At 70.3% G+C, this 15,521-nt stretch carries 13 protein-coding genes; 6 read left to right on the top strand and 7 right to left on the bottom strand.

What is annotated here, in order from left to right:
- Window positions 1–76 precede the first annotated feature (76 nt).
- Window positions 77–4,984, bottom strand: coding sequence for an NAD-glutamate dehydrogenase (locus tag BM204_RS16930; protein WP_091115782.1), 4,908 nt, complete (start codon window positions 4,982–4,984; stop codon window positions 77–79).
- Between the two features lie 75 nt (window positions 4,985–5,059).
- On the opposite strand from BM204_RS16930, the gene BM204_RS16935 reads away from it, so the two are divergent.
- The 3 genes from BM204_RS16935 to BM204_RS16945 are packed head-to-tail and all read left to right on the top strand — an operon-like array spanning window position 5,060 to window position 6,983.
- Window positions 5,060–6,010 (top strand): glycoside hydrolase family 25 domain-containing protein, encoded by a 951-nt coding sequence (locus BM204_RS16935; protein ID WP_143099817.1) that lies wholly within the window; start codon window positions 5,060–5,062, stop codon window positions 6,008–6,010.
- Window positions 6,011–6,018: 8 nt separating this feature from the next.
- A complete protein-coding gene (locus tag BM204_RS16940) occupies window positions 6,019–6,501 on the top strand; it encodes a DUF2505 domain-containing protein (protein WP_170259246.1) in 483 nt (160 codons plus the stop codon).
- The gene (locus tag BM204_RS16945) at window positions 6,498–6,983 is read left to right on the top strand and encodes a DUF2505 domain-containing protein (RefSeq protein ID WP_091115789.1); all 486 of its coding nucleotides are present in this window, start codon (window positions 6,498–6,500) and stop codon (window positions 6,981–6,983) included. The genes BM204_RS16940 and BM204_RS16945 overlap by 4 nt, the downstream gene beginning before the upstream one ends.
- Here the strand turns inward: BM204_RS16945 and BM204_RS16950 are convergent.
- Window positions 6,968–7,153, bottom strand: a complete 186-nt coding sequence (locus BM204_RS16950) for a hypothetical protein (RefSeq protein ID WP_091115792.1) — start codon at window positions 7,151–7,153, stop codon at window positions 6,968–6,970. The two genes, BM204_RS16945 and BM204_RS16950, sit on opposite strands and share 16 nt — an antisense overlap.
- A gap of 59 nt (window positions 7,154–7,212) precedes the next feature.
- Here BM204_RS16950 and BM204_RS16955 point away from each other — a divergent pair, with 59 nt between their 5' ends.
- Window positions 7,213–8,286: an alkene reductase gene (locus tag BM204_RS16955; protein WP_091115867.1), complete on the top strand. Its 1,074-nt coding sequence runs from the start codon at window positions 7,213–7,215 to the stop codon at window positions 8,284–8,286.
- 16 nt (window positions 8,287–8,302) lie between these two features.
- Here the strand turns inward: BM204_RS16955 and pruA are convergent, their stop codons facing one another.
- The 3 genes from pruA to BM204_RS16970 are packed head-to-tail and all read right to left on the bottom strand — an operon-like array spanning window position 8,303 to window position 11,771.
- On the bottom strand, window positions 8,303–9,931 hold the full coding sequence (gene pruA, locus BM204_RS16960) for an L-glutamate gamma-semialdehyde dehydrogenase (protein ID WP_091115794.1): 1,629 nt from the start codon (window positions 9,929–9,931) through the stop codon (window positions 8,303–8,305).
- Window positions 9,932–9,987: 56 nt separating this feature from the next.
- Entirely contained in the window at window positions 9,988–10,323 is a 336-nt protein-coding gene (locus BM204_RS16965; RefSeq protein WP_091115797.1) for a DUF6912 family protein, read from the bottom strand.
- Window positions 10,320–11,771 carry a WS/DGAT/MGAT family O-acyltransferase gene (locus BM204_RS16970; protein ID WP_091115799.1) on the bottom strand — a complete coding sequence of 484 codons (1,452 nt, stop codon included), beginning with the start codon at window positions 11,769–11,771 and terminating at the stop codon, window positions 10,320–10,322. The genes BM204_RS16965 and BM204_RS16970 overlap by 4 nt, the downstream gene beginning before the upstream one ends.
- Before the next feature lie 126 nt (window positions 11,772–11,897).
- On the opposite strand from BM204_RS16970, the gene BM204_RS16975 reads away from it, so the two are divergent.
- Together BM204_RS16975 and BM204_RS16980 are read left to right on the top strand one after the other, a co-directional pair.
- A complete protein-coding gene (locus BM204_RS16975; protein WP_091115801.1) occupies window positions 11,898–12,254 on the top strand; it encodes a cupredoxin domain-containing protein in 357 nt (118 codons plus the stop codon).
- Window positions 12,255–12,257: 3 nt separating this feature from the next.
- On the top strand, window positions 12,258–13,580 hold the full coding sequence (locus BM204_RS16980) for a hypothetical protein (protein WP_091115870.1): 1,323 nt from the start codon (window positions 12,258–12,260) through the stop codon (window positions 13,578–13,580).
- Here BM204_RS16980 and BM204_RS16985 read toward each other — a convergent pair.
- Window positions 13,543–14,790: a CpaE/TadZ family protein gene (locus BM204_RS16985; protein ID WP_091115804.1), complete on the bottom strand. Its 1,248-nt coding sequence runs from the start codon at window positions 14,788–14,790 to the stop codon at window positions 13,543–13,545. The genes BM204_RS16980 and BM204_RS16985 overlap by 38 nt on opposite strands.
- Complete coding sequence (locus BM204_RS16990; protein ID WP_143099818.1) at window positions 14,790–15,467, bottom strand: hypothetical protein; 678 nt, start codon at window positions 15,465–15,467, stop codon at window positions 14,790–14,792. The genes BM204_RS16985 and BM204_RS16990 overlap by 1 nt, the downstream gene beginning before the upstream one ends.
- Window positions 15,468–15,521: the final 54 nt, after the last annotated feature.

Genomic DNA, 15,521 nt, shown 5'->3' on the forward strand with positions numbered 1-15,521 from the left:
CAGCAGCCTATGTCGGCCGCCGGGCCTGATGCCAATCGGTTTCGGGAGCACCGTCGCGAATACCTCGTCCAGGGGCTCAGCCGCCCGCGAGCAGCCCCCGCACCACGCGCAACCCCACCGACATCCGGGCCAGGTCGGCCTGTTCGTCGGCACAGATCTCCTGCAAGGTCGAGGCCGCCCGGCTCACGATGACACCGTCGACGTCCTCCCAGCCCGAGATCCGCACGGCGGCGGACTCGTCGGCCGAGGTCGAGGCCAGGACCTGCCCCGTGAGCTGGGCGTGGACCGAGTGCAGGTCGTCGCGCAGCGCGGCCCGGGCCATCGTCTGCCACCGGTCGTCGCGCGGCAGCGCGAGGATCCGCTGGACGAGCGAGGGCAGACCGAGCCGCTCCCCCAGGGCGAAGTGCACGCGGGCCACGTCGGCGGGATCCAGCGAGGAGGCCTCGGAGATCTCGATGACGTTGAGCAGCATGTAAGCCGTCGGCAGCACGGCGACGCGTGAGGCCAGGTCGTCGGGCACGCGTTGGGCGACCAGGGCGTCCCTGCGCGCCTCGTAGGCCGTGAGCTCGCGGCCCACCATCAGCTCGGGCAGCCGGGCCAGCGTCTGCTGCACGGGGCCGGAGAAGAAGTCGACCGTGGCCTGGCTGTCCAGCGGCGGGCGTCGGTTGGTAACCAGCCAGCGCGAGGCCCGCTCGACCAGGGTGCGCATCTCGAGGCGCATCTTGGTCTGGACGCCGGCGTCCAGGACGTTGTCGAAGGCCTCCAGCTCTTGGCGCAACGGCAGCGAGGCGAAGATCTCGCGCGCCACGAAGTTGGCCCGGGTCAGGTCGGCGACGTCCGCACCCGTCTCGCCGGCCAGACGTGGCCAGTAGGTCATGCCGGCGCCGTTGACGAGGTCGTTGACCACCTGCGTCACGATGATCTCGCGGCGCAGCGGGTGATCGCTGACCTGGCTGACGAAGCCCTCGCGGACCTGCGTCGGGAAGTAGGCGCGCAGGTCCAGGTCCAGGTAGGGGTCGTCGGGCAGGTCACAGGCCAGCAGGGCGTCGGCCAGCACGATCTTGGTCCAGGCCATCAGCACCGACAGCTCCGGGAGGGTCAGCCCGTCGTGCTGGTCGAGGCGGCGTCGTACGGCGCGGCTCGAGGGCAGGCCCTCGATCTCCCGGTTGAGGACCCCGTCGCTCTCCAGCTTCTTCATCCAGAACTCGTGGACGTGCAGCAGGGGCACCGCGTTGGCCGCGGCGTTGGCCAGCGCGAGGTTCTGCTCGTAGTTGTCGCGCAGGACGAGCTGCGCGACCTCGTCGGTCATCTCGACGAGGAGCTTGTTGCGCTGCTTGCCCGTCAGATCGCCCGCGAGCACGACCCGGTCGAGCAGGATCTTGATGTTGACCTCGTGGTCGGAGGTGTCGACCCCGGCGGAGTTGTCGATGAAGTCGGTGTTCATCCGGCCGCCGTTGAGGGCGTACTCGATCCGGCCTCCCTGGGTGAAGCCCAGGTTGCCGCCCTCGCCCACGCACCGTGCACGCAGCGCGCCGCCGTCGACCCGGATGGCGTCGTTGGCCTTGTCGCCGGCGTCGGCGTTGGACTCGCCCTGCGCCTTGACGTAGGTGCCGATGCCGCCGTTCCAGAGCAGGTCGACCGGCGCGAGCAGGATCGACCGCATCAGCTCGGCCGGCGTGATGGTGTCGACGGCGCCCACGATCCCCAGCGCCGCACGGATCTCGGCGTTGAGCCTGATCGACTTGGCCGAGCGCGGGAAGACACCCCCGCCCGTGGAGATCAGCGTCTTGTCGTAGTCCTGCCAGCTCGAGCGTGGCAGCTCGAAGAGCCGGCGCCGCTCGGCGTAGGAGGTGGCGGCGTCGGGCGCGGGGTCGATGAAGATGTCACGGTGGTCGAAGGCCGCGACGAGCCGGGTGCGCTCGGAGCACAGCAGGCCGTTGCCGAAGACGTCACCGGACATGTCGCCGATGCCGACGCAGGTGTGGTCCTCGCTCTGGCAGTCGATCCCCATCTCACGGAAGTGGCGGCGCACGGAGACCCACGCGCCACGCGCGGTGATGCCCATCGCCTTGTGGTCGTAGCCCACGGAGCCACCGCTGGCGAAGGCGTCGCCGAGCCAGAAGCCGTAGTCCTTGGCGACACCGTTGGCGATGTCGGAGAATGTCGCGGTCCCCTTGTCGGCAGCCACCACCAGGTAGGAGTCGTCACCGTCGTGGCGCACGACCCGGGCGGGCGGCACGGTCCGGCCCTCGACGCGGTTGTCGGTGATGTCGAGCAGCCCGGAGATGAAGGTGCGGTAGCAGTCGACGCCCTCCGCCAGCCAGGCGTCGCGATCGGCCGGCTGCCCTGAGCCCTGGGCAGGCAGCTGCTTGCAGAAGAACCCGCCCTTGGCGCCCACGGGCACGATCACGGTGTTCTTGACCATCTGCGCCTTGACCAGGCCCAGCACCTCGGTGCGGAAGTCGTCACGCCGGTCGGACCAGCGCAGGCCCCCGCGCGCGACCGCGCCGAAGCGCAGGTGGACGCCCTCGACGCGGGGCGAGTAGACGAAGATCTCGAAGCGGGGTCGCGGCTCAGGCAGGTCGGGGATGTGCGACGGCTCGAGCTTGAACGACATGTAGGTGTGCGGAGCGCCCGCTGCCCCGTCGACCCGGGAGGTCTGGAAGTAGTTGGTGCGCAGCGTCGCCAGGACGTGCGTCAGGTAGGACCGCAGGATCCTGTCGTGATCGAGGCTGGCGACGTCGTCGAGGGCGCGGCCGATGCGCTGCTTGATCTCCTCGATCTGTGCGGTGCGCGCCTCGGCGTCGGCTGGGAGGTCACTGGAGCCGGGGTCGAAACGGGCCTCGAAGAGCCGCACCAGCAGTCGGGTGATCTCGACGTTGCTGCCCAGAGCGCCCTCGATGTAGTCCTGGGCGAACGGCGAGCCGCCCTGACGCATGTATTTGGCATAGGCGCGCAGCACCGTCGCCTGGCGCCAGGTGAGGCCGGCGCCGAGCACCAGGGCGTTGAACCCGTCGATCTCGTTGAAGCCGTCCCAGACCGCGCGCAGGGCGTCCTGGAAGAGCGCGCGAGCATCACCGGGAAGCGACTTGCCGTAGCGCAGGCCGAACTCGTAGATGTAGGACGCCCGATCGAGCCCGGTGAGCTCGTAGGGGCGCTCGTCGACGACCTCGACGCCCATCGAGGACAGCATCGGCAAGATCTCCGACAGCGACAGCGGCTGCCCGATCCGGAAGACCTTGAGCCGCGCCTCCCCGCGACCGGCGTCCAGCTCCTCGTAGAGCGAGATGTCGATGCCCTCCTCGCCCGCGATCGCCTCCAGCCGGGCCAGGTCGACAGCGGCCGTGCGTGCGGAGAAGTCCTCCTTGTAGGCCTCCGGGAAGGAGTCGAGGTAGCGGCGACCCAGGATCGAGCCGACCTCCTCGCCGTACTCGGTGATGACGGCGGCGGTGAAGTCGTCGCGCCACGACCGCGAGGCCTCTGTGAGCCGGCGCTCGAGGTCCTGGGTGTCGATGGTGGGGACGGCGCTGCCCTTGGGGAGGTGCACCACGAAGTGGACGCGGGCCGTGGTCGACTCGTTGATCCGGACGGTGAACTCCACCGAGTCGCCACCCAGTCGGTCCTGGAGGATCTCGGAGAAACGCTCGCGGACGCTGGTGTTGTAGCGGTCGCGGGGCAGGTAGACCAGCACGGAGACGTAGCGACCGTAGGTGTCGCTGCGCACGAACGTGCGCAGGCCACGACGCTCCCGGGCGACCATGGCTGCCTCGGCCATCGGGCCGAGCTCCTCGACGGCGGTGTGGAACATCTCGTCCCGGGGATAGGTCTCGAGGGTGTCCATCAACGCCTTGCCGGCGTGGCTGCGGGGGTCGAACCCACTGCGCTTGAGCACTGCCTCGGCCTTCTCGCGGATCAACGGGATCCGCATCAGCGACTCGGTGTAGGCGGCGCTGGAGAAAAGCCCGAGGAACCGACGCTCGCCGGTCACCTCACCGTCGCCGCCGAACGTCTTGACCCCGACGTAGTCGAGGTAGGCCGGACGGTGGACGGTCGCGCGGGAGTTGGCCTTGGCCAGGACCAGGAGGGTCCTCTCCCGCGCCTTCGCCTTCACCAGCTCGGGGAGCCGACCGAAGGAGGCCGACATCTCCTGGTCGGCGCGCAGGATGCCGAGACCGGTGCCAGGGACGGCGCGCAGCACGTCGTCCTCGGTGCCGTCGATGGTGGCCCGGTCGAGGGAGTACTCGCGGTAGCCGAGGAACGTGAAGTGCTCGTCGGCGAGCCAGGAGAGCAGGGCGGCCGCCTGCGTCACCTCCTCGTGATCGAGGGGCGGCGGGTCGGAGACCAGGCCGGCCACGATGGCGCGGACCTGGGCGTGCATCTTCTCCCAGTCCTCGACGGACTCACGGACGTCGCGCAGCACCCGCTGGACGTCCTCGACGATCGCGGCGGGGTCGTCGCCCTCGCGCATCCGATCGATCTCGACGTGCATCCAGGACTCGCGCGTGGCGCCCTGCGCCGGGATCGAGGAACCGTCATCGACGGGGCTCACGGTCCGCAGGGCGCCGGTGATGTCGCGCACGACGTCGTAGTTGGGGTGGATGACCAGGTGCACGTCACGCAGCTGTCGCGAGAGCTCCATGGTGAGCGAGTCGACGAGGAAGGGCATGTCGTCGACGACGACCTCGACGACCGAGTGCCCGCCGGCCGTCCAGCCGTGCTCGCTCAGCGTCGGCGTGTGGACGCGGACGCTCGCCGTGCCCTGCGGCCGGTCGGCGGCCAGCTTGAAGTGGGAGGCGAGCGCACCGAACACGTCCACGTCGTTGCGCCCGAGGATGTCCTCGGGGGCGACATGACGGTAGTAGGCCCGAAGCAACGCCCGCACCTCGTCGTGCGGCGGTCCGCCGCTGCCCTTGCCGTGCTGGGCCAGGGCGATGGCCTGGTCCAGGAGCTCGGTCTTGTCCACGTCCTGCGTCGTCGTTGACACCCTCAGACACTAGGCCCCGGTCACACCTGTCACAACACGGGGCGCTATCGCTCCGGACTGACGTAGGGTCCCGTGGTGCTGCGTCGCTTCTCGGGTCTGGTCCTGCTCCTGTCGTCCCCCGCGCTCCTCGCCTGCGGAGGCGGTTCGGAGCCCCCGGGGCCGGCACCGACCAGCGAGTCGAGCCTGCCCGGGCCAGACGAGTTCCCCACCCCGGGAGACCCCTTCGCCAAGGACGGGCCGGACCGGCAACACCGCTCCGCGCTGAGGGCGGCGGACCGAGCGCTGTCCAGCCTGGCGCAGCACCGCACCGGGCACTACCAGACCCGCATGGTGCTGCCCGGGCTCAGCATCGCCTTCGAGGGTGACTACGACATCGCCCGGAAGTCGAGCACCAACCGGGTGACGTTCCGCGCCGAGGGCGACCCCTCGATCGAGCTCCAGATGGTGTCCGTCGACCAACGGATCTGGCTCACCCTGGCCGATGCCGCCACCTCGGACGACCCCGACAGCTGCTGGCTCCTGCTCGACGCCGACCTGATCGAGGAGGAGACCGGCATCCCCCTGCCGACCTTGAGCGGGGTGCCTGCGGCCGTGGCCGTGGTGGACCAGGCTCGGCCGGTCTCCGTCCAGAGGGGGAGCGGCCAGGTGACGGCCACCGCTCCGCTGGGTCTCGTGGCAGGCACGACCACGCAGACGCTGGCCGACAACCTCGGCATCCCGCCACGATCGACCATCGAGGTGCAGGTCGACGTCGACGTCTTCGACGGTGAGGTCACCGGCCTCAGCACCTACATGGACTCGATCCACGTCGCCGCTCTCGACGCCGGCTACGAACCTCGCAGCGAGGTTCTGGACACACCGGGTCTGCTCTCGGGCTACTCGGTGGACACGACGTTCACCGCGCGCGGGCTGCCCGTCTCGATCACCGCGCCGCCGCATGACCAGGTCGTCCCCTTCACCACCGGGCGGGGCCTCGACGGCGCACTTTCGGCCTGTCAGGGACGGGTGTCGCCGCGGGGTGCATGATGTGCGACATGTTGTTCCGCACCGAGCAGTCCTACGACGCTGCCCCTGATGCCGTCCTCGCCATGCTGTCCGACCCCGCGTTCCGCGAGAAGGTCTGTGCAGCCCAGCACGTCGTCTCGTGCGACGTGAAGATCGAGATGGCGGGCGCGGGCTTCACCTCGGTCGTCACCACCGAGCAGAACACCTCGGGCCTGCCCTCGATCGCCAAGAAGTTCGTCGGCGAGACCACCTCGGCGATCATCACCGAGACCTGGAAGGACGGCTCGGGCGGCACGCTCGAGATCAAGGCGCCCGGCAAGCCGACCGACGTCTCCGGCAGCATCCGCCTCGTCGAGGCCGGCGCCGGCACCACCGAGGTCGTCGAGCTGACCATCAAGGTCAAGGTGCCGCTCATCGGCGGCAAGCTCGAGCATCTCCTCGTCGACAGCATCCAGGCCGGCTACGACGTCGAGCAGCGGGTCGGATCGGCCTGGTTGGCAGGCGAGCGTTGAGTCGTCGTCTCGTCCACGAGCTGATCTACGACGCGCCGGCCGCCGAGGTCGCCGCCATGCTGGCCGACCCGGCCTTCCGCCAGGCCGTCTGCGACTTCCAGGGCGTGCTGCGTGCCGACATCTCGATCACCACGCCGAGCCAGGGTCACACCGAGGTCGTGATCGACCAGTGGCAGTCGACCTCCGGGATCCCGTCGTTCGCGAAGACGATCGTCGGCGACGAGACCAACGTCGTGCAGGCCGAGTCGTGGTCGACCCCGCTGCTCGGCGACATCGTCGTGACGATCCCGGGCAAGCCCGGCGACATCCGCGGCACGGCCACGCTGAGCGAGTCCGGTGGCACGACCACCGAGACCGTCGACCTGGCCATCAAGGTCGGCATCCCGCTGCTGGGCGGCAAGATCGAGGCGCTCATCTCCACCCTGCTGCTCAAGGCCCTCAAGGCCGAGAACAAGGTGGGGCGCGACTACCTCTCGCGCTGACCCTCGGCCTGTTCCGGGGCCTGTTTCGGGGCTGGCTCATCGGCCCGGTCGTGGCGACGACGGACCAGCACCACGATCCCGAGCACGGCGAACGGTCCGAAGGCGAGCACCAGCGTGAGGGCCTGCTCGATCGGATGCAGCGAGCCCAGGTGCAGCAGGGTGACGTTCATCGCCCCCTATTCTCCACCCTCGTCGGAATGACTGCCCGGGCGACCCGGTTGTGCTGGACATGCCTGATCTCTTCGATGACCTGACCATCAAGTCCTGGACCGTCCCGAACCGTCTCGTCCTGGCGCCGCTGACACGCAACCGCGCCGACGCGCAGGGAGTCCCGGGCGACCTGGCCGTGGAGTACTACGCACAACGCGCCTCCGCCGGCCTGATCATCACCGAGGGCACCCAGCCCAGCGCCGTGGGCCAGGGCTACCTGCTGACGCCGGGCATCCACACGCCCGAGCAGGTCGCCGGCTGGCGCCGCGTGGCCGACGCCGTGCACGCCAAGGGCGGCCGCATCGTCGTGCAGCTGATGCACGCTGGACGCGTCTCGCACCCCGACAACAAGCACGGCCTCGAGACCATCGCCCCCAGCGCGATCGCCGCTCCGGCCGAGATGTTCACCGCGGACGGCATGGAGCCCCACCCGGTCCCCCGCGCCTTGGAGCTCTCCGAGATCCCGGGCGTCGTCGAGGACTACGTGCATGCCGCGAGGAGCGCCATCGAGGCCGGGCTGGACGGCGTCGAGGTCCACGCAGCCAACGGCTACCTCATCCACCAGTTCCTCGCACCGGGCTCCAACCAGCGCACCGACGAGTACGGCGGGTCCCCGGCCAACCGGGCCCGTTTCGCCATCGAGGTCACCCGCGCCGTCGCCGAGGCGATCGGTGCCGACAAGGTCGGCGTCCGCATCTCGCCGGCCCACAACATCCAAGGCGCCACGGAGCAGGACGAGGCGGACGTCAAGGCGACGTACTCCACCTTCGTCGAGGCCATCGCACCGCTCGGTCTGGCCTACCTCAGCATCCTGGCCGAGCCGCGGCTCGACCTGGTGCAGGATCTGCGCCGCACCTTCGGCGGTGTGCTGATCGCCAACGACGGCTTCGGTGAGGTCACCACCCGCGAGAGCGCCCAGGAGATCCTGGATAAGGACCTGGCCGACGCGGTCGCCGTCGGGCGCCTGTTCCTCGCCAACCCCGACCTGCCGAAGCGTTGGCAGACCGGTGCGCCCCTCAACGAGCCGAACCCCGACACCTTCTACGGCGGCGGCGCCGAGGGCTACACGGACTACCCGTTCCTGGAGGCCTGAGCCTCGGGAGGCGGGCCTATCCCTGGTAGGGGTAGCGGTAGTCCTTGGGCGGCACGAACGTCTCCTTGATGGACCGCGGCGAGGTCCAGCGCAGCAGGTTGACCGCCGCGCCGGCCTTGTCGTTGGTGCCGCTCGCGCGACCACCGCCGAAGGGCTGCTGCCCCACGACGGCACCGGTGGGCTTGTCGTTGATGTAGAAGTTGCCGGCCGCGAAGCGCAGCGTCGCCTGGGCCCAGCGGATGGCGGAGCGGTCCTGGGCGATGATCGCGCCGGTCAGGGCGTAGGGCGCGAACGACTCGAGCTGGGTGACGACCTTCTCGAAGTCGCCGTCCTCGTAGACGTGCACGGCGAGGATCGGGCCGAAGTACTCGGTCGAGAACATCTCGTCGGTCGGGTCGGAGGACTCCACGACCGTCGGGCGCACGAAGTAGCCCACGGAGTCGTCGACCTGCCCACCGGCGAGGATCGTCAGGTGCTTGGTCCTCTTCGCGCGCGCGATCGCGGCCTGGTGCTTGGCGAAGGCGCGCTGGTCGATGACGGCGCCCATGAAGTGGGAGAAGTCGGTGACGTCGCCCATCGCGATCCCCTCGACCTCGGCGAGGAAGTCGTCCTTCATCCTGTTCCACACCGAGCGGGCGACGTAGGCGCGTGAGGCGGCCGAGCACTTCTGGCCCTGGAACTCGAAGGACCCGCGCAGCATCGCGACCCGCAGCACATCGGGGTCCGCGGAGGGGTGGGCGACGATGAAGTCCTTGCCACCGGTCTCCCCCACGATGCGCGGGTAGGAGCGGTAGCCCGCGATGTTCTCGCCGACCGTGCGCCACAGGTGCTGGAATGTCGGGGTGGAGCCGGTGAAGTGGATGCCGGCGAGGTCCGGGTGCGCCAGCGCGACCTGCGAGACCTCGAGTCCGTCACCCGGCAGCATGTTGATGACGCCCGGCGGCATGCCGGCCTCCTCGAGCAGCTCCATCGTCAGCGACGCCGCGACCTGCTGGGTCGGTGAGGGCTTCCACAGGACCGTGTTGCCCATCAGCGCCGGTGCGGTGGGCAGGTTGCCGGCGATCGCGGTGAAGTTGAACGGCGTGATCGCGTAGACGAAGCCCTCGAGGGGGCGGTGGTCGGTGCGGTTCCAGATGCCGGGGCTGTTGGCGATCGGCTGGTCGGTGAGGATCTGCTTGGCGTAGGTCACGTTGAAGCGCCAGAAGTCGATGAGCTCGCACGCGGCATCGATCTCGGCCTGGAAGGCGGTCTTCGACTGTCCGAGCATGGTGGCCGCATTGAGTCGCTGACGCCACGGTCCGGCGAGAAGGTCGGCGGCCTTGAGCATGATCGCGCACCGCTCGTCGAACGGCATGGCGCGCCACTCCGGCGCCGCCTTGCCGGCCGCCTTGACCGCCGCCTCGGCGTCCTTGGTCGTGGAGTTCTTCATGACGCCCAGCACGTGTTGGTGGTCGTGGGGCTGGACGACCGTGATCTCCTCGCCGCCACCGGAGCGCTTGCGGCCCCCGACGTGGGCGCGCAGCGTCAGCTGCGTGCGCTCCTGCTTCTCCAGCTCCGCGACCAGCTCGGCACGCTCCCGGCTGCCGGGTGCATAGGTGAGGTTGGGCTCGTTGACGGGTGCCGGCGGGAAGGAGATCGCGTCCATGCTGGGATGTTGTCACCGCCGGACACACTTGTCGAAAGCGGCCTCGCTCCCCACCCCTAGCCGTGGAGCAGCTGGTCGATCTCCTGCGGGGCGAACCACGCCAGGTCGTCGTCGGGATCGGTGAAGTCCTCGACGTCGGCGTGGACGGCGACCACGCGGCGAAGGGCGATCGGATGACCCGTCGAGCCGTCCTCCACGACCACGACCACCCGGCGACCGACGCCGCCGATGAGCTCGGCCGAGGCGTCCGCGGCGGTCATCAGCGCGGCGTACTCGGACTCCTCGTCCACGTCGGCGGCCAGGATCGGCTCCTCCGGCCACGAGACCTCACCGGCTCCTGCCCACGAAGCGAGGAGGTCCAGCGAGGCCGGGATGTAGAGACGCACGCTCACGGCTTCTTCGCCGTCGACCGGGGCGTGCGCTTGCGACCGCGCAGGGCCCGCACACGGGTCCCGCTGGAGGCGTCCATGAGCTCGTCGAGCGACTCGGTGATGCAGGTCCCGAGGAGGTCGGCGTCGGGCATCTGGTCGCGGTCGGCGGTGATGCCGTAGAACACCCGCCCGTTGTAGGAGGTGACCCCGATCGCGAGTGGGTGCCCCGGCAGCAACGGCGGGACGGGATAGCTGCTCACCATCTCCGCGCCGGCCGCGTAGAGCGGTGACTGCGGGCCGGGGACGTTGGTGATGCTGAGCTGGTAGCTGCGCCGCTCGTGGGCCGCGACCCTCGAGCCGATGGCATGGAACGTCGTGGGGGCGAAGCCCGCGATGCCGGCCAACCGGTTGGCGGCGACACCGCGCCCGGCCTCCTTGTGCGCCTGGAACGAGTAGGAGACCTGGTGCAGTCGGACGACCGGGCTGGCCTCCAGGATCGGCAGGTCGACGAAGTGGGCCGCGATCTGGCTGCCCAGCGACGTGGCCTCGAGCTCGGCGTCGATCACCGAGACGGGGACGACCGCACGGATCTGGCGGATGCCACCCATCGACTCGGCCCGGGTCATCAGCCAGCCTCGCAGGCCACCGGCGATGGTCGCCAGGATGACGTCGTTGACGGTGCCGCCGTGGGCCGCCCGGATCGTGCGGTAGTCGGCCAGCGGGGTGTCGACGGTGACCACCCGGCGCTGCTGCGACAGCGAGCCCGAGATCGGTGACGTCCTGACCGGACGGCGACCGCTGAGCGCGTTGGCGACCCGTCGTGCGTTGGCCGTGGCCGCACCGGCGGTCCGCAGCGCCGCGTCGGTGCGGGTCCGGACGGTGTCGACCAGCGTGTCGGGCTCGGTGAGCGAGTCCTTGACGGCGCCGGCGAGGAGGGTGAACGGCGACGGTGCGCGGCGGGCATACCAGTCGTCGGACTCCATCGACCTGGGCGTCGGGCTGGTGTCGAGCAGCACCTGCCCGAGGTCGACGGTCTCGACGCCGTCGACGAGCACCTGATGGGTCTTGGAGAGCAGGGCCACGCGCCCCTCGCTCAGGCCTTCGACGAAGTAGATCTCCCACAGCGGCCGGCTGCGGTCGAGGGGTCGCGAGACGATCCGCGACACCAGCTCCCGCAGCTGGTCGAGCGAGCCGGGACGCGGCAGCGCGGAGCGCCTCACGTGGTAGCCGAGGTCGAAGTGGGCGTCGTCGACCCACACCGGGTTGGCGAGCTGCCCCGGGACGCTCTGCAACCGCTGCCGGTAGCGCGGCACGAAGGAGATGCGGTCCTGGATCAGCTCCATCAGCCGCTCGTGGTCGAAGCCGGACTCGCCCGGGTCGAAGATTTCGATCGTGGCGTTGTGCATCGGCGTCTGAGCCGTCTCCTCGGCGAGGAACGCCAGGTCCCGCGGGCGCAACCGCTCACTCATCGGGTTCTCCCAACCTCGTGCGTGCCCACCGTGACCCCCCAGCAGCCACGTTGGCCACGCATGGGATTCTGACAGAGGTGTGTCACGGTCGTGGCACGCGTCCGCCGAACGATAAGGAATCTCACCATGCGCCGACTGATGGCGACCACGGCCATCCTCGTCTCGACGCTGACTCTGGTCTCCGGCTGCGGTGAGGACACCCCCGCGACCGACACCGGCGACATCGAGACGATCGAGATCACCTTCGAGGACGGCACGGTCACCCCCAACGGCGAGCGCGTCGAGGTCGGCGCCGGCCAGCCGGTGGACCTCGTGGTCAAGGCCGACGAGCCCGGTGAGATCCACGTGCACTCGGAGCCGGAGCAGCAGTTCGAGTACGCCGCCGGCACGACGACGCTCAAGCTCACGATCGACCAGCCCGGCGTCGTCGAGGTCGAGTCGCACGACCTGGAGCAGGTCATCGTCCAGCTCGAGGTCAGCTGAGTGATGGGCGAGGCCCCCTTCGCCCACGGCATCGGCGGCTCCGCCGACCTGCCGATCTCGCCTTCGCTGGCGATCGCCGGGGCCGTCGCCGCCCTGGTGGTCTCGTTCACCGTCCTGGCCGTCGCCTGGCGCACCCCGCGCTACGACGAGGCCAAGGGGGAACGCCCCGTCCCGCCGTGGCTCGACGGCCTGGTCCGCTCGGTCGGCTTCCGCGCCGGCCTCAGGGTCTTCGGCTTCGTCGTCTTCGCCTACGCCGTCACCGTGGCGATCTTCGGCGAGGACCTGCTGACCAACCCGATCTTCGGCATCGTCTACGTGTGGTGGTGGGTCGGCCTCGTGCCGCTCTCGCTGTTCCTCGGACCGTTCTGGAAGGCCATCAGCCCGGTCCGCACGATCAACCTGCTCTTCGCCAAGCTCTCCGGCAGCGATCCCGAGGTGGGGGTATTCGACTACCCCCGGTGGCTCGGGCACTGGCCGGCCGCGCTCGGGCTCTTCGCGTTCGTCTGGCTGGAGCTCGTCTACCCGTTCATGACCGAGCTCGGCCCCCTGCGGCTGTGGTGCGCGATCTACGTCGCCGTGATGCTCGTCGGCGGCGCGCTCTTCGGCAACACCTTCTACGAGCACGCCGACCCCTTCGAGGTCTACTCCAGCCTGGTCGCCAAGCTCTCGGTCTGGGGCTCGCGCGACGGCCACCTGCTGCTTCGCAGCCCGCTCGCCAACCTCGACACGGTCGTCGTACGCCCCGGGCTGGTGGCGGTGCTGGCGGTGCTGTTCGGGAGCACGGCGTTCGACTCCTTCCGCGACTCCTCCAGCTGGGTGCAGTACATCCAGTCGACCGAGACCTCGTCCTACCTGCTCAACAACCTGATGCTCGTCGCCTTCTGCGTGGGCACCGGCCTGGTCTTCGCGCTCGGCTGCGTGCTCACGGGCGTCGAGGTCGGGACCAGCCGCTGGTCGCTGCCGGACAGGTTCGCCCACTCGATCGTGCCGATCGTCGTGGGCTACATCGCGGCCCACTACCTGACCTACCTCGTGGAGTTCGGGCAACGCACGTTGATCCAGGCGAGTGACCCTTTCAGCAACGGGGCCGACATCCTCGGCACGGGCGACTGGTCGGTCAACTACTGGTTGTCCTACCACCCGACCCTGCTGGCCAACGTCAAGGTGGTCGCGGTCGTCGTGGGTCACGTGCTCGGCGTCGTCGCCGCCCACGACCGGGCGATCAAGCTGCTGCCCCAGCGGCACCAGCTCACCGGACAGCTGCCGCTGCTGATGGCGATGGTGGCCTTCACCGTGGGTGGGCTGTATCTCCTGTTCGCGGCCTGACCGACCCCGCAGGCCCTGCCGGTCCCACGGGTCCCAGGAGGGCGTCGACCAGCGAGGCGACCGCGCGCACCAGGGGTGAGTCCCCGGTCTCCACGAGCGTGCGGCCCGCGACGAGCGCCCGGTCGACGACCGCGCGGTCGTCGGGCAGGAAGTGCAGCCCGGAGAGCCGGGCGAAGCCGCCCACCATGCCGGCGATGTCCTTCTCCGACCAGCCCAGGGTCGGGCGCATCCGGTTGACCACGACGCGCACGGGCGCACCTTCGGTGAGGTCGCGGAGCTCGACCAGCGCGCGGGCGAGGCGCGAGAGCCCCACGGGGTCGGCGGTGCCCACGACGACCACCTCGTCGGCGCACGCGAGGGCCCCGAGGGTGAGCTGGTTGCGCGCCGGGCGCGTGCCGTAGTCCTGACCGGGGTCCTCCTCGAGGCTGAACCCGGTGTCGACCACGACCTGGCCGTGCTCGCGGGCGGTCTCCAGGACGTGCTCGATCGCACCTGGTCGCAGCTCGACCCACCGGTCGGCCCGGGGCAGCCCCGTCACGACCGAGAGGTGGGCGTCGATGCCGCGCTGGACGGAGAAGAACCGTTCCGCAAGGTCCCCCGAGGTGGCCAGTCGGCCGGCGGCCAGCAGCCCCGAGACCTCGTCCATGATGCCGAGCTGCTGGGCGACCGTGCCGCCGTAGGGGTCGGCGTCGACGAGGATCGTGCGCTGTCGCCGACGGGCCAGCTCGGCTGCGATCGCGGCCGCCACCGTGGTGCGCCCCGGGGCGCCGGCCGGGCCCCAGACAGCGATCACCCGTGCCCGCGGGACGGCAACGCCCTCGACGACGTCGACCGGCGGCTGCACGACGGGAGCGGAGGGCGCCTCCGGGGTGGTGACGGCGACGGGCAGGGCAGCGAGGTCGGTGTCGGCGATGAGGGTCGCGATGCCGATCCGCGAGGCCCGCAGCCGGCCGGCGTCCCACGAGTCCACGGCGACCACCGCCACCGGACGCACGCCGTGACCGCGGAGGCGGTCGACCGTGACAGCGTCGAGACCCGGGGCGTCGAGACCCACGACGGCGACCTCGGCCTGGCCGGCCGAGGCAGAGGCCAGCAGGTCGTCCACGTCGACGCAGCGTTTGAGGACGACGATCTCGCGGTGCCTCCCGAGCTCGGTCAGCGCCGTGGACTCCCACGCGGCACCGGCGGCGACCACGAGGACGACGATCATCAGCCGCGCCGCAGGACGGTGAGCACCGGGCTCTCCAGCGAGTTGAGCAGCTCGAAGAACGCCTGGGCGTCGGCCTCGGGAACCGCGAGGTCGAGCTGGCGCTCGCCGGAGGTGCCGAAGCTCTCCGACAAGGGCGGCGCGGCCACCACCGTGACCCCCTCGAGCGCCGCCTCGCCCGGCCCGATCGGCGCGCGGGCCCCGGGTTGCGCCGGTCGGGCCACGATCATCACGTCGACGACCGAGCCTGCCTCGATGGAGACCGGCACCCGCTCGGAGGCCACGGAGATCGGCACCTGGAGGACGTCGGACTCGGCCGAGGAGCCCACGGCCCCGCGCGCCAGCAGCTCGCCCCCTCCCACCCCTCGGAGCAGCTCGAGATCGGAGGGCAGCTCCTCGTCGGCGCTGAAGTAGAGGTCGATCCGCGCGGTGTTGGCGAAGCGCACGCGCTGGACCACCAGGTCGTCCTCGCTCACCACGTCACCGGCACCCATGTCGGCGCTCACGGCCCAGAGCCCGACGGTGTCGTCGGCCGAGGCGAGCAACCGTGCCCCGGCGACGACCGAGACGGCCACGATCGCGATGCCGATCCAGAGGCGTGGGTCGCGCCAGCCGGGCGTCGAGGCGCGCACAGCAGGGGGCGGCGTCGACGCACCCTGGCTCCCGAGATTCCTGGCCACGGGGACATCATGCAATGTCGCACCGGATCAGTCACGCTTTCCTCCACAGCCGAC

Origin of the sequence: Nocardioides psychrotolerans (genome assembly GCF_900113685.1) — a bacterium.
Classification (GTDB): domain Bacteria; phylum Actinomycetota; class Actinomycetes; order Propionibacteriales; family Nocardioidaceae; genus Nocardioides; species Nocardioides psychrotolerans.

Coding starts and splice junctions, on each gene's coding strand:
- BM204_RS16985 (WP_091115804.1), bottom strand. CDS start 14,790: ATGATCGTCGTCCTCGTGGTCGCCGCCGGTGCCGCGTGGGAGTCCACG.
- BM204_RS16980 (WP_091115870.1), top strand. CDS start 12,258: ATGGGCGAGGCCCCCTTCGCCCACGGCATCGGCGGCTCCGCCGACCTG.
- BM204_RS16955 (WP_091115867.1), top strand. CDS start 7,213: ATGCCTGATCTCTTCGATGACCTGACCATCAAGTCCTGGACCGTCCCG.
- BM204_RS16950 (WP_091115792.1), bottom strand. CDS start 7,153: ATGAACGTCACCCTGCTGCACCTGGGCTCGCTGCATCCGATCGAGCAG.
- pruA (WP_091115794.1), bottom strand. CDS start 9,931: ATGGACGCGATCTCCTTCCCGCCGGCACCCGTCAACGAGCCCAACCTC.
- BM204_RS16970 (WP_091115799.1), bottom strand. CDS start 11,771: ATGAGTGAGCGGTTGCGCCCGCGGGACCTGGCGTTCCTCGCCGAGGAG.
- BM204_RS16975 (WP_091115801.1), top strand. CDS start 11,898: ATGCGCCGACTGATGGCGACCACGGCCATCCTCGTCTCGACGCTGACT.
- BM204_RS16940 (WP_170259246.1), top strand. CDS start 6,019: ATGTTGTTCCGCACCGAGCAGTCCTACGACGCTGCCCCTGATGCCGTC.